Origin of the sequence: Colwellia psychrerythraea 34H, from assembly GCF_000012325.1 — a bacterium.
GTDB classification, from domain to species: Bacteria; Pseudomonadota; Gammaproteobacteria; order Enterobacterales; family Alteromonadaceae; genus Colwellia; species Colwellia psychrerythraea_A.
Window position 1 is genome coordinate 3,578,667 of sequence record NC_003910.7, and the last position, 26,932, is coordinate 3,605,598.

General features: G+C 38.5%; 24 protein-coding genes and 1 tRNA gene. 5 read left to right on the forward strand and 20 right to left on the reverse strand.

What is annotated here, in order from left to right:
• Nucleotides 1-314 precede the first annotated feature (314 nt).
• Both CPS_RS15355 and CPS_RS15360 read left to right on the forward strand, forming a co-directional pair.
• Nucleotides 315-695, forward strand: coding sequence for a c-type cytochrome (locus tag CPS_RS15355; protein WP_011044200.1), 381 nt, complete (start codon nucleotides 315-317; stop codon nucleotides 693-695).
• 307 nt (nucleotides 696-1,002) lie between these two features.
• Nucleotides 1,003-1,296 (forward strand): hypothetical protein, encoded by a 294-nt coding sequence (locus CPS_RS15360; protein WP_049757899.1) that lies wholly within the window; start codon nucleotides 1,003-1,005, stop codon nucleotides 1,294-1,296.
• Between the two features lie 69 nt (nucleotides 1,297-1,365).
• Here the strand turns inward: CPS_RS15360 and CPS_RS15365 are convergent, their stop codons facing one another.
• The 10 genes from CPS_RS15365 to rlmE all read right to left on the reverse strand — a co-directional run bounded on the left by CPS_RS15365 (nucleotide 1,366) and on the right by rlmE (nucleotide 10,537).
• A complete protein-coding gene (locus CPS_RS15365) occupies nucleotides 1,366-2,466 on the reverse strand; it encodes an arsenic resistance protein (protein WP_011044203.1) in 1,101 nt (366 codons plus the stop codon).
• 2 nt (nucleotides 2,467-2,468) lie between these two features.
• Nucleotides 2,469-2,933 (reverse strand): helix-turn-helix transcriptional regulator, encoded by a 465-nt coding sequence (locus tag CPS_RS15370; RefSeq protein ID WP_011044204.1) that lies wholly within the window; start codon nucleotides 2,931-2,933, stop codon nucleotides 2,469-2,471.
• Between the two features lie 24 nt (nucleotides 2,934-2,957).
• On the reverse strand, nucleotides 2,958-3,515 hold the full coding sequence (locus CPS_RS15375) for a cytochrome b/b6 domain-containing protein (RefSeq protein ID WP_011044205.1): 558 nt from the start codon (nucleotides 3,513-3,515) through the stop codon (nucleotides 2,958-2,960).
• Nucleotides 3,516-3,795: 280 nt separating this feature from the next.
• Nucleotides 3,796-3,880: transfer RNA gene (locus CPS_RS15380), tRNA-Leu, on the reverse strand.
• Between the two features lie 53 nt (nucleotides 3,881-3,933).
• A complete protein-coding gene (secG, locus tag CPS_RS15385) occupies nucleotides 3,934-4,338 on the reverse strand; it encodes a preprotein translocase subunit SecG (RefSeq protein WP_011044207.1) in 405 nt (134 codons plus the stop codon).
• 2 nt (nucleotides 4,339-4,340) lie between these two features.
• The gene (gene tpiA, locus CPS_RS15390; protein WP_011044208.1) at nucleotides 4,341-5,111 is read right to left on the reverse strand and encodes a triose-phosphate isomerase; all 771 of its coding nucleotides are present in this window, start codon (nucleotides 5,109-5,111) and stop codon (nucleotides 4,341-4,343) included.
• Nucleotides 5,112-5,307: 196 nt separating this feature from the next.
• The gene (gene glmM / locus CPS_RS15395) at nucleotides 5,308-6,645 is read right to left on the reverse strand and encodes a phosphoglucosamine mutase (RefSeq protein WP_011044209.1); all 1,338 of its coding nucleotides are present in this window, start codon (nucleotides 6,643-6,645) and stop codon (nucleotides 5,308-5,310) included.
• Between the two features lie 106 nt (nucleotides 6,646-6,751).
• A complete protein-coding gene (gene folP / locus CPS_RS15400) occupies nucleotides 6,752-7,612 on the reverse strand; it encodes a dihydropteroate synthase (RefSeq protein ID WP_011044211.1) in 861 nt (286 codons plus the stop codon).
• A 155-nt stretch (nucleotides 7,613-7,767) separates the two neighbouring features.
• A complete protein-coding gene (gene ftsH / locus CPS_RS15405) occupies nucleotides 7,768-9,759 on the reverse strand; it encodes an ATP-dependent zinc metalloprotease FtsH (RefSeq protein ID WP_041737089.1) in 1,992 nt (663 codons plus the stop codon).
• A 148-nt stretch (nucleotides 9,760-9,907) separates the two neighbouring features.
• On the reverse strand, nucleotides 9,908-10,537 hold the full coding sequence (gene rlmE / locus CPS_RS15410) for a 23S rRNA (uridine(2552)-2'-O)-methyltransferase RlmE (RefSeq protein WP_011044213.1): 630 nt from the start codon (nucleotides 10,535-10,537) through the stop codon (nucleotides 9,908-9,910).
• A gap of 429 nt (nucleotides 10,538-10,966) precedes the next feature.
• On the opposite strand from rlmE, the gene yhbY reads away from it, so the two are divergent.
• Nucleotides 10,967-11,263: a ribosome assembly RNA-binding protein YhbY gene (gene yhbY / locus CPS_RS15415; RefSeq protein ID WP_011044214.1), complete on the forward strand. Its 297-nt coding sequence runs from the start codon at nucleotides 10,967-10,969 to the stop codon at nucleotides 11,261-11,263.
• A 72-nt stretch (nucleotides 11,264-11,335) separates the two neighbouring features.
• On the opposite strand, the gene CPS_RS15420 is transcribed toward yhbY, so the two are convergent.
• The 9 genes from CPS_RS15420 to putP form a co-directional block, all read right to left on the reverse strand.
• Nucleotides 11,336-11,536 (reverse strand): hypothetical protein, encoded by a 201-nt coding sequence (locus tag CPS_RS15420; RefSeq protein WP_011044215.1) that lies wholly within the window; start codon nucleotides 11,534-11,536, stop codon nucleotides 11,336-11,338.
• Between the two features lie 63 nt (nucleotides 11,537-11,599).
• Entirely contained in the window at nucleotides 11,600-12,445 is an 846-nt protein-coding gene (locus CPS_RS15425) for an SPFH domain-containing protein (RefSeq protein ID WP_011044216.1), read from the reverse strand.
• A 222-nt stretch (nucleotides 12,446-12,667) separates the two neighbouring features.
• Entirely contained in the window at nucleotides 12,668-13,144 is a 477-nt protein-coding gene (gene greA, locus CPS_RS15430) for a transcription elongation factor GreA (RefSeq protein WP_011044217.1), read from the reverse strand.
• A gap of 121 nt (nucleotides 13,145-13,265) precedes the next feature.
• Nucleotides 13,266-16,481 carry a carbamoyl-phosphate synthase large subunit gene (gene carB, locus CPS_RS15435; RefSeq protein WP_011044218.1) on the reverse strand — a complete coding sequence of 1,072 codons (3,216 nt, stop codon included), beginning with the start codon at nucleotides 16,479-16,481 and terminating at the stop codon, nucleotides 13,266-13,268.
• A 28-nt stretch (nucleotides 16,482-16,509) separates the two neighbouring features.
• Nucleotides 16,510-17,661 carry a glutamine-hydrolyzing carbamoyl-phosphate synthase small subunit gene (gene carA / locus CPS_RS15440; protein WP_011044219.1) on the reverse strand — a complete coding sequence of 384 codons (1,152 nt, stop codon included), beginning with the start codon at nucleotides 17,659-17,661 and terminating at the stop codon, nucleotides 16,510-16,512.
• 290 nt (nucleotides 17,662-17,951) lie between these two features.
• Nucleotides 17,952-18,758, reverse strand: coding sequence for a 4-hydroxy-tetrahydrodipicolinate reductase (gene dapB, locus CPS_RS15445; RefSeq protein WP_011044220.1), 807 nt, complete (start codon nucleotides 18,756-18,758; stop codon nucleotides 17,952-17,954).
• A 101-nt stretch (nucleotides 18,759-18,859) separates the two neighbouring features.
• Complete coding sequence (locus tag CPS_RS15450) at nucleotides 18,860-19,279, reverse strand: hypothetical protein (RefSeq protein WP_011044221.1); 420 nt, start codon at nucleotides 19,277-19,279, stop codon at nucleotides 18,860-18,862.
• A gap of 108 nt (nucleotides 19,280-19,387) precedes the next feature.
• On the reverse strand, nucleotides 19,388-20,005 hold the full coding sequence (locus CPS_RS15455; protein WP_269801473.1) for an FKBP-type peptidyl-prolyl cis-trans isomerase: 618 nt from the start codon (nucleotides 20,003-20,005) through the stop codon (nucleotides 19,388-19,390).
• A gap of 272 nt (nucleotides 20,006-20,277) precedes the next feature.
• Nucleotides 20,278-21,765, reverse strand: coding sequence for a sodium/proline symporter PutP (putP, locus tag CPS_RS15460; protein WP_011044223.1), 1,488 nt, complete (start codon nucleotides 21,763-21,765; stop codon nucleotides 20,278-20,280).
• 242 nt (nucleotides 21,766-22,007) lie between these two features.
• Between putP and CPS_RS15465 the strand changes: the two genes are divergently transcribed.
• Both CPS_RS15465 and CPS_RS15470 read left to right on the forward strand, forming a co-directional pair.
• Nucleotides 22,008-23,228, forward strand: coding sequence for an EAL and HDOD domain-containing protein (locus tag CPS_RS15465; protein WP_011044224.1), 1,221 nt, complete (start codon nucleotides 22,008-22,010; stop codon nucleotides 23,226-23,228).
• A gap of 204 nt (nucleotides 23,229-23,432) precedes the next feature.
• Complete coding sequence (locus CPS_RS15470) at nucleotides 23,433-24,764, forward strand: Na+/H+ antiporter NhaC family protein (protein WP_011044225.1); 1,332 nt, start codon at nucleotides 23,433-23,435, stop codon at nucleotides 24,762-24,764.
• A gap of 91 nt (nucleotides 24,765-24,855) precedes the next feature.
• Here the strand turns inward: CPS_RS15470 and ligA are convergent, their stop codons facing one another.
• On the reverse strand, nucleotides 24,856-26,925 hold the full coding sequence (gene ligA / locus CPS_RS15475; RefSeq protein WP_011044226.1) for an NAD-dependent DNA ligase LigA: 2,070 nt from the start codon (nucleotides 26,923-26,925) through the stop codon (nucleotides 24,856-24,858).
• Nucleotides 26,926-26,932 lie beyond the last annotated feature (7 nt).

Sequence of the window (26,932 nt, forward strand, 5' to 3'; positions counted from 1 at the left end):
AAATATTTTCATGGTCATTTTCCAACCAGACTGCCAAACATTAATCATTATCACTATGATTGTCAACTTTCTGATTTAATATTGTTTATTGAAACGTAATCAAAGATTAATACAATAAAAGACTACGAAAAAATCGATATCAGCTCCTTTAACGAGAAAACTTACTGACTGCTCCCTTCCTCAACATAACAACTTAGTAATGAAAGAAACTCATACTTTATGAGTAGACTCATTTCATCCTTTTGGTCTACATCTGCATAGGGCAATTGATAATATAATATCAATGAGTCTTTCAGTTATATAAAGGGAATAAAATGAAAAGCAAAATATTGGGTATGTCAATTTTAGCAGCGACTATCTCTTTTACTTCATTAGCGAAAGGTAATAATGAAGTAATGATGCAAGCAGCAGGGCAAGAGATTTTTAAAAAATGTAGTGCATGTCACTCAACCGATACCAGCAAAAACACATTTGGTCCTAGCTTAGTTGGCGTTATAAATCGTAAAGCCGCATCACTTCCGCGTTTTGCCTATTCTGAAGCATTACAGAAATCAGGGTTAACTTGGACAGAAGCCAATCTTCGTCGATGGATGGCAGGTAATGATATTTTAGTGCCGGGTACTCGTATGCGTCATGTTCAAATTACAGACCTAGCCGAACAGAACTATTTATTGGCGTACCTTAAGTCTTTATAGTAATGACAAGTGTTTTTATCACGATGAAAAAAGAGCTTTAAAGTTTACTTTACAGGCTCTTTTTTAATACACAGTCCTATCATCTATACAGAATAAAAAAAACAATATATATCAAAGCAGTAAAGCGTTTACCTCCCCCTTATTCTTTTATAATATTTAACCTGTTTTGTCATTCCTCTCTCATCCTTTTTCAGATACCCTGAAACGATTAAAGCGTTGAATTAAAGGCTTTTCATGAACACTGCGGGTATCTACGAACAGCTAATTACGCAATTAGTTGAACAAAACTTAGATCGTGAATCCTTTCATGTTGGCGAACGACTATGGAAAATACTTCGTCGAAAATATTGCCATAGATAAGCAAGATACTGAAGTGATTCAACCTTATTCAAAGGTGAATGTTGATGAAGCGGCCTATAAAGAAATGCGCGCGATACTAAAACCCTTTATAACTGCCCATGTTTATTCCTTTTACGGATTACTCTTCCTTATTCTTTTGCATATTTTAGGGGGCATTATCGCGGAAAGAAGAGAAAAAACAGCGTTAGTTTCTGCCATGATTACTGGTTATAAGTATCTGTCAAAAGATAAGGATGATTAAGTAATAAATGAATTATAGTTAAGCCACAACTAAGGGATATTTAAGCTATGACTCATGATTGTTCGGTGATTACCCACCTTCAACAAACCAGTTTTGGGTGTGATTAATAAAATAAACTAAAGACAACATAACGGGTACTTCAACTAGCACCCCAACAACTGTCGCCAATGCCGCACCAGAATGTAAACCAAACAGCGAAATAGCCACAGCAACCGCTAACTCAAAGAAGTTAGATGTGCCGATCAAACAAGCGGGAGCCGCGATGTTATGCGGTAGTTTCAGCCATTTTGCCGCTAGGTAAGCAATAATGAAAATACCGTATGTTTGGATCATCAGCGGAATAGCAATTAAGCCGATGGTTTGCGGCTCAGATATGATGGTGTTGGCTTGAAAACCAAATAATAAAACAACGGTAGCTAATAAACCGATAACCGACCAAGGTTTTAATGTCGCTAATAAGTTGTCTAATGATTTATTAGTACTGTCAGTATTTGTATTTGTTTCTTCATCAGCATTTATACTTGCCTCTGCACTTTTTTGTGCATCAACTTTATCATTGCCCTTATTTAGCATTCTCCTGGTTACTACACCTGCAATTAAAGGCAATAACACATACAATAAAACGGAAATAAGTAACGTTTCCCACGGCACTTGAATATCACTAACGCCCAGTAAAAATGCCGAAATAGGCGCAAAAGCGAATATCATGATGACATCATTGACAGAGACTTGAACCAAGGTGTAATTGGGATCGCCTTTGGTTAACTGAGACCACACAAATACCATTGCTGTACAGGGCGCTACGCCCAGTAAAATCATACCCGCAATGTATTCTTGCGCCGATTCAGGGTCAACTAAGTCTGCAAATAAATAGTTAAAAAATAGCCAGCCTAACGCTGCCATGGTAAAAGGTTTAACAAACCAATTAATGATAATGGTTAGCACGAGTCCTTTGGGGTTTTTACCGACATTTTGTATTGATGAGAAGTCAATTTGAACCATCATAGGGTATATCATCACCCAAATAAAAACCGCGACAACAATGTTAACGTGCGCAATTTCAAACTCGGTAATCAGTTGAAATATGTTGGGTTGCCATAACCCTAAGATCACGCCAAGTATTATGCTTAAACCAACCCAAACAGATAAGTAACGTTCAAAAATCCCCATGGTTAAACCTCTCTCATTAAATCTTCTATAAAGTATGCTGCCAGTTCGTGCCTGCCTGCACAGTTGGCTTTAGCATATATCGCGGTAGCTTGGCCTCTAACTGTTTTTTCTTTTACCTGTCGCGCTTCCGCAATTTCTTTCATTGAGAGCCCTTTAATTAACAGCAACGAAACCTCACACTCAGAGGGCGTTAGTTGCCATTTAGCGAACTGCTCTTTCATCACTTGCAGTAACTCACCGGCGAGTCTTGCTGTTTTTGATTTTTCTATGATGATTACTTTGTTGAGGGATTTAACATGTTGAAGCTCGTGAAATAAAACCAACGAAATTGCCATAAAAACCATTAGCTCAAGGCTGAGATGAAGGAAGCCGTCTTCATTACTCAATACATCACTGATAATGTCAAAAATAAAAAACACCATGGCAAATGCCAGCACGATGGCTGGCAAATATAACTTTAAAGACACTTAATACCTCTCAAGTAGGAAAGTTTAACGCAATTTATTATTGAACATTTTTCGCCAATTAGATTTACCACAAAGTGAATGTAAAATTACCGCCCCAACATGTAACGCTAAAAAAATGGGTATTAACGACTCACCTACTTCATGTAACTCTTCTACATACTCAAAAATGTTACTTTTACTTTCTGAACCCAGAATAAATAGTATAGTACCTGTAACTGACATCCAAATAAATATCAGTAGACCAAATGCTTGCGTGAACCCTGCAAGCCCGTCATGAGGGCCCCGCTTTGGGATTTTTAACGTAAGTAGACTACGAAAATCTTCAATGGCATATTGCCTTTGCTGTTTTGAAAACGGGGACCATGCCTTAAAAGACAATGCCTGTGATTTAGTAAACCCCATCGCGACTCTTATCAGCATAATGCTCGCTAACGACAAACCTAAATAGCTATGCAATAAATAGCCATTTGAGGTGATCCCGTCTTCAGCAAACTCTCCGGTAAGAAAAGCAAAAACACCAAAAAAAGCTATACCTAAATGAATGAGCTTTGCGTAGGTTGGGTAAGCAGACTGATCGCTCATAATAACTCCAAAGTAGAAATTGAAATAAATTGTTGTTATGAGTTTATTGCTTTAAAAGCATATAAACATGGGACAATTGTCTCTAATTCAGCTTTATAGGTCATATGCCCTATGTTATTCATTGATATCAATACAGTGGTAGGGTTAATACTTGCCACATAGTGAGATGTCTTTACAGGCGTTAGGATGAGACATTTAACTCCTCCCTAAAATACGTGGAAACCAAACGAAAAAAGGCCGATTCATCACGAATCGGCCTTTTATAATTATTTAAATCTAGTGGTGCGGATGGGGGGACTTGAACCCCCACGACCTAAGTCACCAGCCCCTCAAGCTGACGCGTCTACCAATTCCGCCACATCCGCGCAATACTAGATTTTTAACTTTTACTGCTAACTAAATTGAGGTTTAGTTAAGTTTAATCTGGAACGTTGCTGTTTTCTTCTTTCTTAGCAGGTTCGTCTGATGCAGGTACATCACTGTTTTGAACAGCTGGTAATGTAGTTGCTTCAACACTTTCACTAGGAATAGCATCAACCGCTTGGTCAGTAGGAACTGCTAGGTTATTCCACTCGTCAACCGACTTAGTACGGTTAGCCGTTAAGTTACCTAAAATTAAGCTGATAACAAAGAAACCTACTGCTAAATACGTAGTTGCTGATGTTAGGAAGTTACCTGAACCACCTGAACCAAAAACAGTGGCAGAAGAACCAGCACCAAAAGATGCGCCCATATCTGCGCCTTTACCTTGTTGGATTAATACTAAACCAATTAGGGCTAAAGCAATTAGTACGTAGACTATAATTAATACTTGATACAACATTTCTATTTTCCTTTCGCTGCAGAACAAATAATTTTAAATTGTTCCGCTTTTAAACTAGCACCGCCGATAAGACCACCGTCTATATCAGTTTGTGCGAATAGTTCTTCACAGTTAGCTGCATTTACGCTGCCACCGTAGAGTAATGGTACTTTATCCGCTACTTGCTCGTTTTGTTGAGCTAAGAATTTACGAATAAACTGATGTGTTTCTTGTGCCATCGCACTTGATGCTGTTTTACCTGTTCCTATGGCCCAAACTGGCTCATAAGCGATAACAACATCTTTAAATTTCTCTATGCCTATCTCATCGATAACTGGCTGAATCTGCGCTGATAGCACGGTTTCAGTTTCTCCGGTTGCTCGTTCTGCTTCACTTTCACCAATACATAAAATGGGTGTTAAGCCTGCATTTAATGCAGCATGAACTTTTTTAGCAACTTGCGTAGAGGTTTCTTTAAAGATACTTCTACGTTCAGAGTGACCAACTATTACATAGTTAATAGCTAAGTTTTGCAACATAGCCGTGGATACTTCACCTGTGTAAGCACCACTTTCATGTTCACTCACATTTTGTGAGCCTACATGGATAGCTTCATTTAAGTTAGCTGCTTTTATTTTCTGATTAAGTTCAGATAAATATGGGAAGCTAGGACAAATAACCACATCAACGTGCGATGATAGTTCAATATCAGCCAACCCTGAAACCATAGTATCAACTAGGGCTGAGTCACCGTTCATTTTCCAATTTGCGGCTACAATTGCTTGTCTAGTCATTTATACCTCTTAGCCTAGGTTATTATCTTATGACTTCAGTTAATATTTAAATGGAGTCATTGCTAAAATGAAGCCGCGAGATAGTAACTAACCTGCGCAAAAGATACAAGTATTTAACACATATCTTTTACTAGTTGCAGTTTTTTTATACTTATCGCGGTGTTTAGCTATTAATAGTGGTAATTAGTAATAATAATTACTTAACAAGTTTCACTAAATCAGCAATTTTGTTAGCTAATAAAGTCACTTCATCCATATCTGGACCTTCAACCATTACACGAATAAGTGGTTCAGTACCTGATTTACGAAGTAACACTCTACCGCGACCCGTTAGTGTTTCATTAACTTCATCAACAGCAGCTAATACATCAGCATCATTTAAAGGATTATTTTGTCCCGAAAAACGAACATTGACCAGTAATTGCGGAAGCATTGTTAGGCCTTGGCGTAACTCAAATAACGATTTTTCTTGTTTAGTTACCGCAGTAAGTACGTTAAGCGCAGCAATAATACCATCACCCGTAGATGTATGATTAAGATTAATGACATGACCTGAGTTTTCGGCGCCTAGCTGCCAACCTTTTTCTCTTAATAACTCCATTACATGGCGGTCACCAACATTACTGCGAGCAAATTCGATATCTAACTCTTTTAAAGCTAACTCTAAACCCATATTGCTCATCAGGGTACCAACAACGCCACCCTCTTTTCGACCCGTTTTTAAATCATTACAGGCGATGATATAAATAATTTCATCACCATCAATAACATAACCAGTGTGGTCAACCATCATAATACGATCGCCATCACCATCAAGGGCGATACCTAAATCAGCCTTATGTTCAACAACAGCTTTGCTGATTGCTGCCATAGATGTTGCACCACACCCTTGATTTATATTGGTTCCGTTAGGCGCAGTGCCGATTTCAATAACCGTTGCGCCTAATTCACGAAATACATTCGGCGCTATGTGGTAGGTTGCACCATGGGCACAATCAACCACAATAGTTAAATCTTTTAATGAAATTTTGCTAGGGAAATTACTTTTACAAAATTCGATATAGCGCCCCGCTGCATCATTAACACGACTCGCTTTACCGAGTTTTGCTGATTCAACACAACCCATTGGATTATCTAATTCAGCTTCAATAGCTAACTCCACCGCATCAGGGAGTTTTTCCCCTGTATTAGAGAAAAATTTGATGCCATTATCGTAGAAAGGATTATGCGACGCACTAATAACAATGCCGGCTTCGGCTCTGAATGTTTTAGTAAGGTAAGCAATACCTGGCGTTGGCATAGGTCCAAGAAGGCCTACATCGATACCTGCCGCTGAAAATCCAGCTTCAAGTGCGGATTCAAGCATGTAACCAGAGATACGCGTATCTTTACCAATAAGCACTTTTTTAGTGCCTTGACCAGCGAGTACTTTACCCGCGGCATAACCTAGTTTCATCACGAATTCTGGTGTTATAGGATATTGACCCACTAAACCACGGATACCATCGGTACCAAAATATTTACGATCTGACATATTTTTCCTTATATACTTTCTTGTATAGCTTTATTTATTGCAGCAATTTCCGTTAGATATTCATTGAATTCATCTAACGTTGTCTTTGTTCTGCTGCAACTGACCATCACTGGTATTTAGCTGTTATGGATAATACTTTTAGGGCATCAACAGTTTCTTTAACGTCATGCACCCGAATTATACTAGCGTTTTGCTGTGCGGCTATTATAGCGGTAGTTAAGCTACCTGCAAGACGTTCATCAACATTACGCGCTAATAAATTGCCTATCATTGATTTCCTCGATGTTCCAGACAACAGCGGTAAACCTAATTCACTAAATTGGTGTAGTTGAGCAAGTAATTGATAATTTTGCTCCAGCGTTTTACCAAAGCCAAAACCGGGGTCTAAAATTAGACGTTCTCGGTTTATGCCTGCTTGTTCACATACTTTAATTCGGTCAATAAAAAACTGCTTAATGTCGCCAATAACATCATCATATCGAGGGTTATTTTGCATCGAGCGTGGTAAACCCTGCATATGCATTAAACAAATTGGTACATGACTCTTTGCTAATACCGCTAAACAGCCTTCATTTTGTAATGCTCGAACATCATTAATAATATCTGCACCATGAGCGATTGCCTGTGACATTACTTCGGCTTTACTGGTATCGATTGACACCTTGATATCAAAATTTGATTTGATCGCTTTAAGTAATGGAATAACGCGTGATAACTCATTCTCTACACTCACATCAACAGCACCAGGGCGTGTAGATTCGCCGCCGATATCGATGATATCAACACCATCAAGTATCATTTGTTCGACTTGCGCTAGCGCTTTATCAAACGTGGCAAACTTTCCGCCGTCGGAAAATGAGTCAGGAGTAACATTTAAGATGCCCATCACTTGCGCTTGAGGTTTATTTTGCTTCTGCTCGGCTTGTTGATTATCTGCGTTATTAGCTGAAAAATTATCTTTTGTCATTTTGATCTTTCTTTTTGTGTTTATACCCGCTCCATTTGAAACGAGCGTCTTCAAGTGGAATGGGTATATATGAAGAGTCAATAGGAAAGCTCTACATATGAAAAAGCCTCGGTATTTACAGTAAATAACGAGGCTTTAATAATGATATAAACATCTTAGCTTGCTGGTGTATCACCACTTGGCTTAGTTGTATCAGGTTTTACTTGACTAGTTTCTTCTGGGTCACTAGTTGTTTCAGCATCTTTATCCGTCGCTTCAACATCTGCAGCTTTATCACCTTTGCTGTCATCCGAATTAGAGCTTGAACCACCTTTGTCTTCCCAACCAGCAGGAGGACGAACAGATGTTCTAGCCATCAAGTCATCAATTTGTAAGGCATCAATCGTTTCATACTTCATCAAACAATCTTTCATGGCATGTAATACATCCATGTTTGCTTTGATTAAGTCTTCTGCTCGTTGATAGTTACGGCTAATTACTGATTTAATTTCTTCATCAATTGTTTTCGCTGTTTCATCAGACATATGCAATGATTTTGCAGACGTACGACCTAAGAATACTTCACCTTCTTCTTCAGCGAATAACATAGGACCCATTTTTTCAGATAAGCCCCATTGAGTTACCATTTTGCGAGCAATGTTAGTTGCACGCTCAATATCGTTCGAAGCACCAGTAGAAACTTTATCACTACCGTAAATAACTTCTTCGGCAACACGACCACCATATAAAGAAGAAATGTTACTTTCTAGATGTTGCTTAGAATGGCTAAATCTATCCTGTTCTGGTAAGTACATAGTCACACCAAGAGCACGGCCACGAGGAATAATACTCACTTTATAAACAGGATCATGATCTGGCACTAAACGACCAATGATTGCATGCCCAGCTTCATGATAAGCAGTCATTTCTCTTTCAGACTCACTCATTACCATTGATTTTCGTTCTGAGCCCATCATTATTTTGTCTTTAGCAGCATCGAATTCTTTCATGCTAACAACACGACGCGCCGTACGTGCAGCACATAAAGCAGCTTCATTCACTAAGTTAGCTAAATCTGCACCAGAGAAGCCTGGCGTACCACGCGCAATAACTTCAGCTTTAACATCATCACCTAATGGTACTTTGCGCATATGTACTTTAAGAATTTGTTCACGACCTCGAATATCAGGTAAACCAACGGTTACTTGACGGTCAAAACGACCAGGACGAAGTAATGCAGGGTCTAATACGTCAGGACGGTTAGTTGCGGCAATAACGATAACGCCTTCATTACCTTCAAAACCATCCATTTCAACTAACATTTGGTTAAGTGTTTGCTCACGTTCATCATGACCACCACCCATACCAGCGCCACGTTGGCGACCTACCGCATCGATTTCATCGATGAAGATAATACAAGGAGCCGCTTTTTTAGCTTGTTCGAACATGTCACGTACACGAGATGCACCAACACCAACAAACATTTCAACAAAGTCTGAGCCTGAAATAGTAAAGAAAGGAACTTTCGCTTCACCAGCAATAGCTTTCGCTAATAAGGTTTTACCTGTACCTGGTTGACCGACAAGTAAAATACCTGATGGAATACGCCCACCAAGCTTTTGAAAACGGCTAGGTTCACGCAAGTAATCAACTAATTCAGCAACGTCTTCTTTCGCTTCATCACAACCAGCCACATCGGCGAAAGTCGTTTTGATTTGCTCTTCACTTAACTGACGTGCTTTAGACTTACCAAAAGACATAGCTCCTTTGCCGCCACCACCTTGCATTTGACGCATGAAGAAAATCCATACACCAATAAGCAAAATCATTGGGAACCAAGAAACGAAAATAGTCGTTAAGAAACTCGTTTCTTCAGGTAATTTACCTTCAGCACGAACACCCTGTTTAACAAGATCGTTAATTAAATCACGATCATAGCCACCAGGTATAACGGTTTTGTATGCTTCGCCACTACGCTTTTCACCCGTGATTACGCCATTTCTATCAACACTCGCATCGCGAATCTGTCCTTGACGTACATCCTGAATAAAGCGGGTGTAATCCATTTGTTGATCTTCTGTGGTATTTGGAGAAAAACTCTGAAATACACTCATCAAAACAACTGCAATAACTAACCATAAAATAAGATTTTTCGCCATATCGCTCAACTTAATGACCTCTTGTGATATTTAAAATATTTATTATAATAAATCTATACTAGTCTATTGTGCCTAATTTACTACAATTCAAGGCTAGTCGCTATTTAACTTTAGTCGCCAGTAACAACTAGTTACAACTTACCCCAGTAAAATGTTACTAACCTTTGTAGCCAGTAGCCACTAAATATACTTCTCTCGAACGCGCTCTAGAAGATTCTGGCTTACGGGTTTTAACCGCTTTAAATACTGCACGGGTCGCTTTCATGTAATCTTCAAAGCCAGCACCTTGAAATACTTTTACCACAAATGCGCCATTAGGTTTTAATACTTGGCTACACATATCTAGTGCTAACTCAACAAGATACATACTACGCGCTGAATCAGCACTTTCATTACCAGTCATATTCGCCGCCATATCAGACATAACAACGTCAATATTTTTGCCATTTATACGAGTCAATAATGCATCAAGTACTTCTTCTTCTCTAAAGTCACCTTCAAGAAAGTCAACACCAACAATGGCATCCATAGGTAAAATATCACAAGCAACAACCTGCCCTTTATCACCTACAACCTTAACAGCATATTCTGACCAACCACCTGGGGCTGCACCTAAATCGACAACTTTCATACCTGGTTTAATCAATCTATCTTTAATATTGATCTCTTCAAGTTTGAAAACTGCACGTGAGCGTAACCCTAAACGTTGCGCTTTTTTTACGTATTCATCATCAAAGTGTTCATCTAACCAACGCTGACTACTCGCTTTGTGTTTTTTATTTGCCATGTTTTTTCTTACTCATCTAACTTTAAATGCGTTAAGTTATTTAACTATTAGTATCATACCAATTCTAATAAATTTATTCCCTACTCAGAGCTATGTCAGAGAAGTTAGAATAAATAAATTTTGTATTGGTCTAGTTATTCTAAACCTAAACAAATTTGTGAACTTGTCACTTACCTGACAAGTTCCCGAAAGGCGAGCTTAAAAGGCTTATATGCTACTATCTTGATTTTAACAAAGACGCGGCACGGATGCAGCTTATTAGAGAATGCAGGGGCATATTCTCCTGAATAACCATTATCATCAATCAATACCTTGCCTCTAAGCCTTTTAATTCTCGCTGAGTAGGAAAAAACTTAATAGACTTGGTATTAGTCACTAGATAAGGGTAAAATGGCGGCAATTCAAGGCAACAGATAACGAAATTTAGTAATGAGCTTAAACAAAAAACAAATTCAGCACCTTAGAGGCGTAGCACACCCTTTAAAACCAGTAGTTTTACTTGGCAATAATGGCTTAACAGAAGCGGTTGTAGCCGAGATTGATTATGCACTTAATCACCATGAGTTAATCAAGGTGAAAATCCCAACAGATGATAAAGAAACTAAAGCGTTAATCGTTGAAGCTATTTGTCGCGAAACCAAATCAATTCAAGTACAAGTAATTGGTAAGACTTTAGTTATTTATCGTAAAAGTGAAGAAAATAAAATTAGAATCCCTAAGATTTAATTTTACCTTTGCTTTGCAACCATAAAAAATGACAGCAATTGCTGTCATTTTTTATTTCTGCTGAAGAATTATTTATTTTTTAACAGCATCAGCTTCTTCAACAATGGTTACCACTTTTTGAATCAGCTTTACTCGGCCTGAATCAACCAAGGCTTTTCTTAATACATATTCAATTTGAGCATTAACACTGCGTAATTCGTCATCAGACCATCGCTGCATTGCAGCTAAAACCTCAGGGTTAATTCTAAGTGGGAAGCTCTTTTTGGCTGCCATTATATTTCCTATTAATACCTAAACGATTAATAACTCAAGGGTTAATAACTGAACAACACCTAATCAATATAAACTACCCGTATTAACTACGGGTTGAGTACTTTTATCGCTACATAGTACGACCAATAAATTACTGACCATAGCTGCTTTACGTTCTTCATCAAGCTCAACAATACCTTTTTCTGATAGTTGACTCAATGCCATCTCTACCATGCCCACAGCGCCATCAACGATAAGTCTGCGTGCTGCTATAATGGCAGAAGCTTGTTGTCTTTGCAGCATAGCATTAGCGATTTCTGGTGCATAAGCTAAATGACTAATACGTGCTTCATGTACTCGCACGCCCGCTTTGCCTAACCGTTGCTGTATTTCTATTTTTAATGCTTCAGAGACTTCTTGAGGATGACTACGTAGAGCGATCTCATCACCTTCATGTTGATCATAGGGATAGCTAATAGCCATATTACGTAAAGCTGATTCACTTTGAATATTTACAAAACTGATATAATCGTCCACTTCAAAAGAAGCCTCTGCGGTATCATCTACCGACCATACAACTACGGTGGCTATTTCAATAGGATTACCGTGATTATCATTCACTTTCATCTGATTGGATTCAAAGTTTCGAATACGCAATGAAATATTTTTGCGCATAAACAGAGGAATAGTCCAACGTAAACCACATGCCTTTACCGAGCCAACATAGCTACCAAAAAAAGTCATTACTTTCGCTTGGTTTGGTTGCACCATAAAAAAACCTGGAATTGCTGCCATAGTAACGATGAATACAATTACAGTGACTATTTCTATATTTCCTATCGCGGCTTGGCTAACAATAAATGCTGCTGCAGCTAACAAGGCAATAAAAATGCCGTAACCATTAATTGAAAAACCTATATTCTCGTTCATGCTAACTCCCTGGAACAAACTAAAATGATATCATTTTGATATCACAAAAGAGTACTATTATTCTTAACACTTTGCAAGACGATTTTTTTGACATAAAAATTACGCTATTTACGCTCACTTAAGTAGACGCGCACAAAAAAGGCCGAAAACATGACGTTTTCGACCTTTTACTTAAACAACGATGATGGCATAAATACCCTAATAGCGGTTTAAAATAGTATGTTAGATATGTTCAACAGAAACAATTTCATACTCTACTACGCCACCAGGAATCGTTATTTCAATTTCACTATCTACTTCTTTGCCAATTAAACCACGCGCTATAGGTGAGTTAACTGAGATACGACCTGTTTTAAAATCAGCTTCATCATCGCCAACAATTTGATAAGTTACTTCAACTTCGGTATCTAAATTCAATAAGGTAACTGTGGTACCAAAAATAACTTTACCATGGTTAGGTATTGCCGTTACGTCAATCACTTGCGCGTTACATAAGCGACCTTCGATATCTTGTATACGCCCTTCACAAAAGCCCTGCTCTTCTTTTGCAGCATGGTATTCGGCATTTTCTTTTAAATCACCGTGCTCACGTGCAGTAGCAATATCTTTAACAATGCGCGGACGCTTTTCTGTTTTTAAGATTTTAAGCTCATCATGTAATAGATCAGAACCACGAAGGGTCATTGGATATTTAATCATTCTTATTTTCTCACTCTAACAATAAAGGCGGTTAACCTTGCCTATAAATAGGGGGTAACCACCTTTAAATACTTTGAATAAGCTTAAATTCACTCAGGAATTTAAGCTTTATGTAGTCCGTTTACAACGTATTGTGTAGCTCTTGCACAGTGCGCACAGTACTCATTTCATCTGCAGCATGAGCCATACAGCTAGCAAATGCAGCATTTAATGTCGTTGTGTAAGCAACTTTATAACGCAATGCACCGCCACGTAATACTTTTGAATCCTCAATAGCTTTACGACCTTCAGTAGTATTAATAATATAGCTGTATTCACTATTTTTGATTCTATCAAGAATATGTGGACGACCTTCATGTACTTTATTAACACGACGAACCGGAACACCCGCTTCACGTAAAATCACTTCAGTACCGTGAGTTGCATCTATATCATAACCCAAATCAACCATGATTTTAGCTAATTCAAGTACACGTTTTTTATCACTATTACGTACAGATATTAAAGCACGACCTGTTTTAGGAACAGATACACCAGCGCCTAGATTTGCTTTTGCGTAAGCTTCTTCAAACGTATCACCTACGCCCATTACTTCACCTGTTGAACGCATTTCTGGTCCAACTAAAGGATCACTACCATGAAACTTGTTAAACGGTATCACAACTTCTTTAACAGAGAAATACTTCGGAATAACTTCCTTGGTTATGCCCTGCTCTTTCAGTGATTTGCCCGCCATTACGCGTGCGCCGACTTTAGCAAGTGGTACTGACGTTGCTTTTGAAACAAACGGAATAGTACGTGCTGCACGTGGGTTAACTTCAATGATATAAACTTCATTGTCTTTAACTGCCATTTGCGTATTCATTAAACCAATAACACCTAGCTCAAACGCTAAATCTGTTACTTGCTTACGCATAACATCCTGTATTTCTTGGCTTAAGCTATAAGCTGGTAATGAACATGCGCTATCACCTGAGTGAACGCCGGCTTGTTCAATATGCTGCATAATGCCGCCAATAACGACATCAGTGCCATCACAAACTACGTCAATATCAACTTCAATCGCATCATCAAGGAAGTGATCAAGTAATACTGGCGAATCATTAGAAACACTTACCGCTTCTGTCATGTAACGACGTAAGTCGTCTAAGTCATAAACGATTTCCATCGCTCGGCCACCTAATACATAAGATGGACGTACAACTAACGGGAAGCCAATACCTTCGGCTTTAGCCATAGCTTCTTCTAACGAAGTTACGGTGGCATTTTCAGGTTGCAATAAACCTAAACGGTCAACTGCTTGCTGGAAACGTTCTCTATCTTCAGCTCTATCAATAGCGTCTGGAGAAGTACCAATTATTGGTACGCCAGCGGCTTCTAAAGCACGTGCTAATTTAAGTGGTGTTTGACCACCATATTGCACGATAACGCCTTTAGGTTTTTCAATACGAACAATTTCAAGTACATCTTCAAAAGTAATTGATTCAAAGTATAAACGGTCTGACGTATCGTAATCGGTAGAAACTGTTTCAGGGTTACAGTTAACCATGATAGTTTCATAACCATCTTCACGTAATGCTAATGCTGCATGAACACAACAGTAATCAAATTCAATACCTTGACCAATACGGTTAGGGCCACCACCTAGAATCATAATTGATTCTTTGTCGGTCGGGTTTGATTCACATTCTTCATCGTATGTTGAATACATATAAGCCGTATCAGAGCTAAACTCTGCCGCACAAGTATCAACTCGTTTGTAAACTGGATAAATATCTGCGTTATGACGTTTTTTACGTACTTCAGCTTCAGATACACCAATAAGATCAGCTAAACGAGAATCGGCAAAACCTTTACGCTTAAGTTTACGTAGATACTCAGGGTTTAGTATTTTTAAACCGCCTTCGCTAACTTTTGCTTCTTCTAAAACAATGTCTTCAATTTGTACTAAGAACCAACGATCAATCATTGTTGTTCTATAAACGTCTTCAACGGTTAAACCTAAACGAAACGCATCGGCTACATACCAGATACGGTCAGCACCTGCTTCTTGAAGCTCATGCATTATTTTGGTTTTAGCACCGGGCTGAGTTACATCAACAATTGAATCAAAACCATTAACGCCAACTTCTAAGCCGCGTAATGCTTTTTGCATAGATTCTTGTTGGTTACGGCCAATAGCCATTACTTCACCAACAGATTTCATTTGCGTAGTTAATCTGTCTTCTGCGCCAGCGAATTTTTCAAAGTTAAAACGTGGGATCTTAGTTACAACGTAATCGATGGTTGGTTCAAATGATGCTGGTGTTTTGCCACCAGTAATATCATTACTTAACTCATCTAGCGTATAACCTACCGCTAACTTAGCCGCGATTTTAGCAATAGGGAAACCTGTTGCTTTTGATGCTAATGCTGATGAACGAGATACACGTGGGTTCATCTCGATAATAACCATACGGCCAGTTTCAGGACAAATACCAAACTGTACGTTTGAACCACCTGTTTCAACACCAATTTCACGTAATACCGCTAAAGAAGCGTTACGCATAATTTGGTATTCTTTATCAGTTAATGTTTGCGCTGGTGCAACAGTAATTGAATCGCCCGTGTGGATGCCCATAGGGTCAATGTTTTCAATCGCACAAATAATGATACAGTTATCATTTTTGTCGCGAACCACTTCCATTTCATATTCTTTCCAACCGATTAATGATTCATCGATTAGTAATTCTGATGTTGGAGAAAGGTCTAAGCCACGAGTACAAATTTCATCAAATTCTTCAATGTTGTATGCGATACCGCCACCGGTGCCACCCATGGTAAATGAAGGACGTATAATACAAGGGAAACCTAATACTTTACTTGCCGCGTGCGCTTCTTCAATAGTATGTACAATCTCAGCATTTGGCGTATCAAGACCAATCGCTTTCATTGCTTTATCAAAACGAGATCTGTCTTCTGCTTTATCAATTGCGTCAGCAGTAGCACCAATCATTTCAACATTAAATTCTTTTAGTACGCCTTTGGCTTCAAGTTCTAAAGCACAGTTTAATGCGGTTTGACCACCCATAGTAGGTAGAACAGCACAAGGACGTTCTTTTTCAATAATATTACGTACAACTTCCCAGTGAATTGGTTCGATATAAGTCGCATCGGCCATATCAGGGTCAGTCATTATCGTTGCTGGGTTAGAGTTAACTAAAATAACTCGATAACCTTCTTCACGAAGTGCTTTACACGCTTGAGCGCCAGAATAATCAAACTCACAGGCTTGGCCAATCACGATTGGACCTGCACCTAAGATCAAGATACTTTTTAAATCAGTACGTTTTCCCATTATTTTCTCTCTTCTCTTGTCTGTCGGCTTAAGCGTTGTTTGATTTGTAGGTTTTGATCAAATCGATGAAGTGATCAAATAATGGCGCTGCATCGTGTGGACCAGGGCTTGCTTCAGGATGACCTTGGAAGCTAAATGCTGGTTTATCTGTACGATGAATACCTTGCAATGAATCATCAAATAATGATTTATGGGTAACCGTTAAGTTACTTGGTAAGTTTTCTTCGTTAACTGCAAAGCCGTGGTTTTGTGCAGTAATCATTACTACGTCACGTGCGAAGTCTTTCACCGGGTGGTTAGCACCGTGATGACCAAACTTCATTTTCACTGTGCTTGCGCCACTTGCTAGGCCAAGTAATTGATGACCTAAACAAATACCAAAAACAGGTATTTCTGTTTCTAGGAAAGACTGGATAGCAGAAATTGCATAGTCACATGGCTCTGGGTCACCAGGTCCATTTGATAAGAAAATTCCATCAGGGTTCATCGCAATAACTTCACTTGCTGGTGTTTGTGCTGGTACTACGGTTAATTTACAACCACGGTCAACTAACATACGCAAGATGTTGTGTTTAGCGCCAAAATCATAGGCTACAACGTGGAACTCAAGATTGTCTGGCTTAGTGAAACCTTTACCAAGCTCCCAGCTACCATCTGTCCACTGATACTGTTCTTTAGTAGAGACTACTTTAGCTAAATCCATGCCTTTAAGGCCAGGGAATGCTTTTGCTTGTGTTAGTGCGTCAGCCTGTAAGCTCTCATCGCTGCTATCATCAAGTGTTAAGATACAGCCATTTTGTGCACCTTTCTCACGCAAAATTCGTGTTAATTTACGTGTATCAATATCCGCGATACCTAAAATGTTATGAGCAATTAAGTAATCACTTAAATTTTGTTCATTTCGAAAGTTACTAGCAAGTAATGGCAAATCACGAATAACCAAGCCTTTAGCAACAATGCTATTTGACTCTTTATCTTCGCTATTAGTACCTGTGTTACCTATGTGCGGGTAAGTCAGGGTAATAATTTGCTCTGCATATGATGGATCGGTAAGGATTTCCTGATAACCTGTCATAGAAGTGTTAAATACCACCTCCCCAACAGCCGACCCTTGTGCACCAATTGCGGTGCCTTTAAAAACAGTGCCGTCTTCAAGCACTAAAATAGCAGATGTAGCCAATGTAACCTCCAAAGAAGAAATAAACGTAAACGCGCATGTAACAGCAAGTGCTCCATGCATTTGCTTTTTACTGTACTTCCCGTACAAAAATAGGTGTCAAAAACTGCTTTTCAGCTAAATTTTTGACAAAATCCACTTATTTTACGCTTGTACTTTACTTTCGTCTAGTAATAAAATGTAAAAACTCAGTCTTTTCTAGCTTTTCCTAGCTTTTACTAGTCAAAGGGCTGAAAAGACTACTTATCTATGTGAAATTTCGTTAATACCTAGATGTTAACTAGGTATTAACATTAATCTTTTAATCCGAGTACGTCTTGCATATCATAAAAACCAGCGTCAGCATCTTTTAACCAAAATGCTGCTCGCATAGCGCCTAGAGCAAATGTCATTCGAGAACTAGCTTTATGCGTAATTTCAAGTCTTTCGCCTAAATCTGCGAAAAATGCAGTATGTTCGCCAACAATATCGCCAGCTCTAACAGTTGCAAAACCGATAGTTTCTCGATCACGTTCTCCTGTTATGCCTTCACGCCCATAAACAGCAACTTTATTCAGGTCACGTCCTAACGTATCAGCTATAACTTGCCCCATTTTGACAGCAGTCCCAGACGGTGCATCTTTTTTAAATCGATGATGCGCTTCAAAAATCTCAATATCTGTATAGTCACCAATGGCTTTTGCTGTAACTTGCAATAATTTAAACATTAAATTAACGCCAACACTGGTATTAGGCGCTAAGATAACAGACATAGTTTTACCTGCTTGTTCAATAACCTGCACTTGTTCATCAGAAAAACCTGTCGTGCCGATAACTAACGCTTTTTTATTTTCGTTACACCAAGTAAGGTTTTCTAGCGTCGTTTCTATTGAGGTAAAATCAATAAAAACATCTGCTGTAGCCAATTGAGCTAACGTTGTTGATGTTTTAATACCAATGGCACCAATACCCGCCAATTCCCCCAGATCAAAATCGACAAAAGATGAACTGGTACGTACGCTACCACCAACTAATTCGATACTTGCATGCTCATGAGCTGCTTGAATTAAATTGCGTCCCATACGTCCACTGCAACCTAAAATAGCTACTTTTACTTTCATATTGTTCTCTACTGTTCTTTTGATAAGAGCGGAAACCGCCGATAAATTTAATTAATTTTTTCTATTTTCTATTAGCAACTCCTATTCGTAATGAATAGATGTCACCAATCTAGTGGCTCAGTTAATGATAACGAGCTATCAAGCTCATGAGAAATAACATTTACTATTTTCAATGCCCCTTCACTGTCTAACACATGGTAAATCGCAGTAAAGTCAGCAAAGACTTGCCCTTGGCCATCGATAAAATCCCAATCTATGCACACTAAATATAACTGTTCACTTACTTGCTCAAAAGACGCTTTTTTCGCAATAATATCACTCGTTTTAGCTTCTCTAAGTTGAGTGAAGATAGTGCCAAATTCTTGAAGACAATCTGAGGGGCTTGAAAGCAAAATTATTTTATCAGGTGTATTTAGTGTGCATGGTAAGTGATAACAACGGCTTACTTCATCAATATCATAATCAATAAATGCACTTTGATATCGTTTAAAGAGATCTTGTAACTTGATATCAATTCGCATAATGAATTACTCCCCTTGCTGGTTAACATTAACAATAGCTGCATTGCTTCAATTAGTTTTAGCTTAAAAAAAAGCCCTCAATTGAGGGCTTTCATTATAATACGATAATTATTTGATGCTTAATAATTCAACATCAAAAACTAACGTAGCATAAGGAGGTATAGCACCTTGAGAACCGCGCTCACCGTATGCTAAATCATAAGGGATAGTTAATTTCCACTTACTGCCTTCAGTCATTAACTGTAGTGCTTCAGTCCAACCAGCGATAACGCCGTTTACTGGGAATTCAGCCGGTTGGCCACGTTCAACAGAACTATCAAAAACATCACCGTTAGCAAAAGTACCGTGGTAATGTACACTTACAGTGCTTTCAGCTGAAGGTTTTTCACCTTCACCTGTAGTAATTACTTCATACTGTAAACCAGATTCAGTTACAGTAACTTCATCACGCTTAGCGTTATCAGCTAGGAATACTTCGCCTTCAGCTGAAGCTTCTTTAGCAGCAGCTTGCTCTTGTTCTTGTAATTTTTTAGAAATTATAGAAAAAGCATCGTTTAAATCTTCATCTGAAACTTGGCTAGCCGCATCAGCAAGAGCATCAGCAATACCAGCTTGTACAGCGGTGATATCAAACTCTTTAAAAGGGTTGTTGCGAAGTTGGTCACCTAATTGACGACCTACGCCATAACTAACACGTTGTTCAATAGTATCAAAACTCATTGGTATATAAACTCCAGACAATACTGTCATTTTTAATGATTAATTATTTGTAAACTTTACTTTAAGGTTAACTAAATTAATCGAAGGTTTAAAATTATCGCGATTCTAGCATAAAAGCTTTAATGCGAACAACTTGAAATTACGACCTGACCCGAGTAATTACCAGTAAACATCACCTAACAATAAAGCCTAAATAATGCTTTGTAGATATAAACAAAAAACTCGTTGTTTTAAGGCAACGAGTTTTTAGACAAACTATATAACAGACTTGGTATGCGTTATTTATGAATCTCTAACATTTCATCAAACGTAGTACTGATACTCTCTTCTACTTTAGGTGATAGTTTACTTACGATATAAATCGCTAGAGAACAAACAATAAAGCCAGGTACTATTTCATACATAACAGCACTAAGGGATTGTCCATCGATGGTGATAGGTGCATAAATCCAAATAAGTACAGTTACTGCGCCACTAATAATGCCAGCTAAAGCGCCATTACGCGTCATATCTTTCCAATATAAACAACCAATAATGACAGGTCCAAAGGCGGCTCCAAATCCAGCCCAAGCATTACTGACTAGACTTAATATACTGCTGTCACGATCGTACGCTAAATAAATAGCGACCAATGCAACAATCAATACAGAAATTCGGCCAACTAAGACTAATTGTTTTTCACTGGCATCTTTATGTAAAAAGGCTTGATAGAAATCACCAGTAAGCGAACTCGAAGTCACCAATAATTGAGACGATATGGTACTCATGATAGCGGCTAAAATTGCCGCTAGTAAGAAGCCTGCGATTAATGGGCTAAATAATAATTGGGATAGTACTATAAAAATAGTTTCTGCATCATCAAGCTTGATGCCTGTTTTAGCCACATAAGCAATACCAGCAAAACCTGTTGCCATCGCGCCAATAATAGAAACAATCATCCAACTCATACCTATACGACGAGCGGTTGGCATGTCTTTTACACTTCTAATCGCCATGAAACGCACAATAATATGAGGCTGACCAAAATAACCTAACCCCCAAGCCATGGCTGAAATGATACCAAGAGCACTAACACCACTAAATAGATTGAGTAGATCAGGGTTTATCATCTCGATGCTACTTTGCATTTCGGCCAGACCACCGACTTCACTTATGGCAACAACAGGAACCAATACTAAGGCAATAAACATAATACAGCCTTGAACAAAATCAGTTAAGCTTACCGCCAAAAAACCACCAAACATAGTATAAGCAACCACTACACCAGCGGTAACATATAAACCAATCTCATAATTCAAGCCAAAAGAGCTCTCAAATAATTTGCCACCAGCAACAATACCACTAGAGGTATACAGGGTAAAAAACACCACAATAACGACTGATGATACAATTCTTAATACACGCGATTTATCATTAAATCTGTTTTCGAAAAAATCAGGTAGGGTTATCGAGTCATTTGCTAGCTCGGTATAGGTTCTAAGGCGTGGTGCAACGACCAAATAATTAAGAAATGCGCCAATCACTAAGCCAATAGCAATCCAAATACTGCTCATGCCCGTTATATACATAGCGCCTGGTAATCCCATAAGCATCCAACCACTCATGTCAGAAGCGCCGGCAGATAATGCAGCAACACTTGGCGATAGACTACGACCACCTAACATATAGCCTGCAACATCGCTGGTTGATTTTCTGTAAGAATATAAACCAATTAATAGCATGGTTATAAAATAGAGAGTTAAAGAAATTAAGGTACCGATAGCCAAAGTAATTACCTGCTTATTATGTAGTAGTGAATGAGTAAGGTCGCTAAACTAGCAAAATTGGTTAAAAAAAGAAACCTTAGATGAATAAGTTATGCCTCTATTGATAATGACAATGATTAGCAACAACACTGCATATATTGAATAAACTGCATACATATTCAAAAAACTAATGCAAAAAAAGCCGCTATACCATATATTCAATAGTAATTAATATTTCCAAGCTAAGCTAGATAACTACTTCTATGAATTTTTACGCCGCAAGACAACCTATTTTAGATAAAAGTAAAAAACTTTTTGCCTACGAGTTACTTTTCCGAGATAGCATAGATAATGTATTTCCAGATATTGATGGTGATGAAGCTACCAGCAAGATGATTGAAGCTAGCCAATTTAATATGGGCATCAGCGAATTTACCGGTAACAAACCTGCCTTCATCAACTTTACCTTGGAAACATTGAAACAAGGCTATCCTGAAATGCTTACGCCTGATGAGGTCGTAGTTGAAATTCTTGAAACAATTAAACCCGGTAAACAGCTATTAGCCCTCTGTAAAGACTTACATAAAAAAGGCTATACCCTCGCTTTAGATGATTACGAACACCAAAATGTGTGGGCGCATTTCTACCCTTATATTAAAATCATTAAAATTGATATTCAAGTGAGCGGAATTGAAGAAATTCGCGAAGTACTTAAAGCGACCAAAGATCATCCTCATATCAAAATGTTAGCTGAAAAAGTTGAAACCTATGAAGAATATGATCAAATGCTGCAACTTGGTTTTGATTATTTTCAAGGATACTTTTTTGCAAAACCTGAAATGATTAAAACAAAAAATTTATCTCCTTCTCAGATAGCAATGGCAGAGTTGCTTTACGAAACCTCTAAAACTGAACTCGATTTAAATAGTATCACCAATGTTTTTGAACGGGATGTATCGCTGTCTTATAAATTACTACGTTATGCTAATTCAGCTATATTCAAACGCCGCAATGAAATCTCGACAATCAAGCAAGCACTCGTTATTTTAGGCTCAGGTGAATTAAAACGATTTATTGGGTTGATGTTTGCTATTACGGCAAACCCTAATAAACCATCTGAATTAATTAACTTAGCAATGACAAGAGCAAAATTTTGTGAGTTGGTCGCAGAAGATATCAATTCACAGCTTGATGCTTCCATTGCCTTTTTAACGGGATTGTTATCAATGATAGATGCCATTTTGGATGAAGAGATGGCTACGGTATTAGAGAAGCTTCCTCTTTCACAAGAGATCAAAAACCCATTGCTAACCAAAAAAGGCATTATGGCTGCACTGATTAAGTTAGTGGAATTTATCGAACAAGCCCAGTGGGATAAAACCACCTTGGTAATGGAAAAATTACAGCTCGATAAAGATAAAGTGGTAGAGCATTACAATCAAGCCGTTACTTGGGCTGATGAGCAAACACAAGCTGCTGACTAACTAGATGTTAAAAAAATAAATCTCAGTTTAGATTACATATTGTTTTATTAATATTTTACAGCAAAGGTCACTTACTTAGGTAATTGACCTTTTTTGATAACCCTCTTTATAGCACTTAGTCATTTAGCCATCTAAACATCTACATTGACACTTAGGATTTTACTTTTATAATGCAGCAACGATATTGTTTTATGTAGCTGTGATATGACTGAAAAAAATGCCCCCCAAGAAAACTTATTTGCCCTACTCCCATTTGCCATTTTTTTAGGGCTATTTCTCGGTACTGGTATAATTTTAACTCTACAAGGTGTTGATTTTGCTTTTTATCAACTACCGGCAAGTATTGCTATTATCCCGGCTATTATCGTCTCGATTGGCTTAGGAAAGTACCTATCTAAAAGTACAATTGAAAAGCAAGTAGAGCAATTTATCCGCGGTGCAGGTAATAGCAACATAACAACCATGTGTATTATTTATCTTCTTGCTGGTGCTTTTTCCGTGGTTGCAAAAGCAACTGGCAGTGTTGATGCCAGCGTACAGCTTGGCTTAGCTGTATTCCCTGATTATCTACTACTGCCGGGGTTATTTTTAGTCGCTGCGTTCTTATCTACCGCAATGGGAACATCTATGGGCACAATTGCTGCTATAGCACCTGTTGCACTAGGATTTATTGAAACGGCAAACTTAGATGCTGCACTCGTCGCTGGCTGTCTGATTTCGGGCGCTATTTTTGGTGATAACTTGTCAATTATTTCTGATACCACTATCGCTTCTACGCGTAGTCAAGGCGCGCAGATGAAAGATAAGTTTCGTGTTAACTTTAAATTTGCCGTTCCTGCAGCCCTTATTTGTTTGGTGATATTTACAATATTAGGCGGCGAAGTAAGCCATGAGTTGAGCAACGAGTCTGCTCTTATTGGTTTAATTCCTTACGTAACTATTCTTGTACTAGCCTTGATGGGAGTGAATGTTTTTGTGGTCTTAACATTGGGCATAGTGCTAGCTGCAGCAATTGGTATGATTAGTAATGGCTACCAGTTATCCGCTTGGTTAAAAGACATTACTGCTGGATTTTCTAGTATGCAAGACATCTTTCTATTATCCCTTTTTATTGGTGGTTTAAGTGAATTAGTTCGTCAGCAAGGTGGTTTAGCCGCGTTAACGCGTGTTATAGAAACACTTGCCAGAAAACTGACCCCCAATAATAAGCGGCGAGCAGCGGGTTTAGGTATTGCTGGACTTGCCTTTATTTGTAATTTCTTCACTGCAAACAATACCGTATCAATTATAGTCACGGGTGATACTGCTAAGAACCTTGCTACTGATGGCGAGTTATCCCCTGCTGAATCAGCCAGTTTACTCGATGTTTTTGCTTGTATTAACCAAGGTATGCTACCGTACGGAGCCCAAGTACTATTACTTGGCGCTACTTTACATATTTCGCCACTATCTGTAGCAAGCCATTCTTTTTACCCTATGGTTTTATTTTTTGCCGCTGGTTTCTCTTTTTGGCGATTAACAAGTAATACTAAATAAAATTTTATTTGTTAAAGCACACAAAAAAGGACGCTTTTAAGCGTCCTTTTTAATTAACTGATTTACAATGAAAGATTAAACTAACTATTAACTAAATAGTTATGCCATGTTCGGCAAGTAACGCTACTAACCCATCTTCGGTAAGCACTGAGATACCTAAATCCTGAGCCTTAGTCAGTTTAGATCCCGCTTTATCACCTGCAACAACGAAGTGTGTATTCTTCGAGACACTACCTGATACTTTAGCTCCCAAGGACTGTAAGGCTGTTTTAGCTTCAGTTCTTCCCATTTGGGTTAATGTGCCTGTTAAAACAAATATCTGCTCTGCAAGCGGTAACTCCTCAGCTGACTTTATTTCAATAGTTGGCCAGTGCATTACTTCACTTAGTCCAGAAACGATCGCTAAGTTATGCTCTTCTTTAAAGAAATTAATAATATTTTTGGCAACGACTTCGCCAACATCTGAAACATTTTGTAAGTCTTCAAGAGAAGCACTTTCAATTGCCGCTAAGGTATAAAAATGATTTGCTAGATTAGCAGCAGTTGCTTCACCGACTTCGCGTATGCCCAGACCATAAATAAATTTTGCTAGTGTGGTACTTTTAGCCTGCTCAAGTCCATTAATTAAATTGGTCGCTGATTTTTTACCCATACGATCTATAGTACTAACTTGTATTTCGGTTAATTTGAATAAATCAGCGGGCGTATTAATTAACTTTTCATCTACAAGTTGCTCTACTAGTTTGTCACCTAAACCATCAACATCATGTGCTTTTCGAGAAGCAAAATGTTTAATAGCTTCTTTTCTTTGCGCCGCACAGAAAAGTCCGGCGGTACATCTCAGTACGGCTTCACCTTCAGGTTTAGCCACTGCAGAGTCACAAACAGGGCAACTGGTAGGAAAGACTATATCGACGGCATTATCTGGTCGTTTATCAAGTACTACGCTAACAATTTGAGGAATAACATCACCGGCACGGCGGATAACCACGAAATCATTCACTTTCAGCCCTAATCGGGTTATTTCATCTTGGTTATGTAATGTGGCATTAGAAACTGTTACGCCACCAACAAATACCGGTTTCAAACGTGCTACGGGAGTAATCGCGCCGGTACGCCCTACTTGAAACTCGACATCTTCAACACAGGTTAATTCTTCTTCCGCAGGGAATTTATAAGCAATAGCCCAACGTGGGGCACGTGCGACAAACCCTAAACGTTTCTGCAAAGAGATTTCATCAACTTTTAATACAGTGCCATCAATTTCATAACTCAAGGCACTACGCTTTGCTAAGATATCTTGATAAAACGCATCACAGGCTTGCTCACTTTCAAGTAAGCGTACTTCTGGACACATAGGCAAACCCAACCTTTTAAGCTGACATAGTCTTTCATGATGAGAGTTAGCAAAAAAGTCATTGGTTAAATCGGTACTTTCAGCGCCTCCATCAGACAGTTTCCCTACAAATCCAAGGCTATAAGCGTAAAAAGCTAAATTACGTTTAGCGGTGATTTTAGAATCAAGTTGTCGTAAACTTCCCGCCGCTGCATTACGTGGATTTGCAAAACCTTTCTCGCCACGTTTTTTAGCCAATGTATTTAATGCGTCAAAACTTGCCTTAGGCATAAAAACTTCACCGCGGACTTCAACGATATCAGGAAAATCTTTACCTGGTGTGCCCATTAACTTAAGCGGAATAGATTTTATTGTACGAATGTTAGTCGTAATATTCTCCCCTACACTACCATCGCCACGTGTAGCCGCTTGTATTAACTGCCCGTGCTCATAACGTAAACTCACTGCTAAACCGTCTAATTTAGGCTCGGCACAAAAGACTATCGCTTGATTGTCATTTAACCTATCTTTTACGCGTTTAACAAATGCGTGAAAATCATCTAAAGAAAAAACATTATCAAGAGAAAGCATCGGCAGCTGATGAGTTACTTGAGTGAAAGATTTTAATGCCTGACCGCCAACTTTTTGGCTAGGTGAGTCAATAGTCTTAAGCTCAGGATTAGTCTTTTCTAAATCGATTAATGCTGTCATTAATCGGTCATATTCTGCATCAGGCACACTAGGTTGGTCTAATACATAATATTCATGATTATATTGATTAAGCTGCTGTTGCAGTTGGCTAATTTTCTTTTCGACATTCGACATAAAAATG

What these genes read in the sequence shown, in the direction of transcription:
- CPS_RS15355 (WP_011044200.1), top strand. Translation starts at nt 315, where the DNA reads ATGAAAAGCAAAATATTGGGTATGTCAATTTTAGCAGCGACTATCTCT.
- CPS_RS15360 (WP_049757899.1), top strand. Translation starts at nt 1,003, where the DNA reads ATGTTGGCGAACGACTATGGAAAATACTTCGTCGAAAATATTGCCATA.
- CPS_RS15365 (WP_011044203.1), bottom strand. Translation starts at nt 2,466, where the DNA reads ATGGGGATTTTTGAACGTTACTTATCTGTTTGGGTTGGTTTAAGCATA.
- CPS_RS15375 (WP_011044205.1), bottom strand. Translation starts at nt 3,515, where the DNA reads ATGAGCGATCAGTCTGCTTACCCAACCTACGCAAAGCTCATTCATTTA.
- secG (WP_011044207.1), bottom strand. Translation starts at nt 4,338, where the DNA reads ATGTTGTATCAAGTATTAATTATAGTCTACGTACTAATTGCTTTAGCC.
- tpiA (WP_011044208.1), bottom strand. Translation starts at nt 5,111, where the DNA reads ATGACTAGACAAGCAATTGTAGCCGCAAATTGGAAAATGAACGGTGAC.
- glmM (WP_011044209.1), bottom strand. Translation starts at nt 6,645, where the DNA reads ATGTCAGATCGTAAATATTTTGGTACCGATGGTATCCGTGGTTTAGTG.
- folP (WP_011044211.1), bottom strand. Translation starts at nt 7,612, where the DNA reads ATGACAAAAGATAATTTTTCAGCTAATAACGCAGATAATCAACAAGCC.
- rlmE (WP_011044213.1), bottom strand. Translation starts at nt 10,537, where the DNA reads ATGGCAAATAAAAAACACAAAGCGAGTAGTCAGCGTTGGTTAGATGAA.
- yhbY (WP_011044214.1), top strand. Translation starts at nt 10,967, where the DNA reads ATGAGCTTAAACAAAAAACAAATTCAGCACCTTAGAGGCGTAGCACAC.
- CPS_RS15420 (WP_011044215.1), bottom strand. Translation starts at nt 11,536, where the DNA reads ATGGCAGCCAAAAAGAGCTTCCCACTTAGAATTAACCCTGAGGTTTTA.
- CPS_RS15425 (WP_011044216.1), bottom strand. Translation starts at nt 12,445, where the DNA reads ATGAACGAGAATATAGGTTTTTCAATTAATGGTTACGGCATTTTTATT.
- greA (WP_011044217.1), bottom strand. Translation starts at nt 13,144, where the DNA reads ATGATTAAATATCCAATGACCCTTCGTGGTTCTGATCTATTACATGAT.
- carB (WP_011044218.1), bottom strand. Translation starts at nt 16,481, where the DNA reads ATGGGAAAACGTACTGATTTAAAAAGTATCTTGATCTTAGGTGCAGGT.
- dapB (WP_011044220.1), bottom strand. Translation starts at nt 18,758, where the DNA reads ATGAAAGTAAAAGTAGCTATTTTAGGTTGCAGTGGACGTATGGGACGC.
- CPS_RS15450 (WP_011044221.1), bottom strand. Translation starts at nt 19,279, where the DNA reads ATGCGAATTGATATCAAGTTACAAGATCTCTTTAAACGATATCAAAGT.
- CPS_RS15465 (WP_011044224.1), top strand. Translation starts at nt 22,008, where the DNA reads ATGAATTTTTACGCCGCAAGACAACCTATTTTAGATAAAAGTAAAAAA.
- CPS_RS15470 (WP_011044225.1), top strand. Translation starts at nt 23,433, where the DNA reads ATGACTGAAAAAAATGCCCCCCAAGAAAACTTATTTGCCCTACTCCCA.
- ligA (WP_011044226.1), bottom strand. Translation starts at nt 26,925, where the DNA reads ATGTCGAATGTCGAAAAGAAAATTAGCCAACTGCAACAGCAGCTTAAT.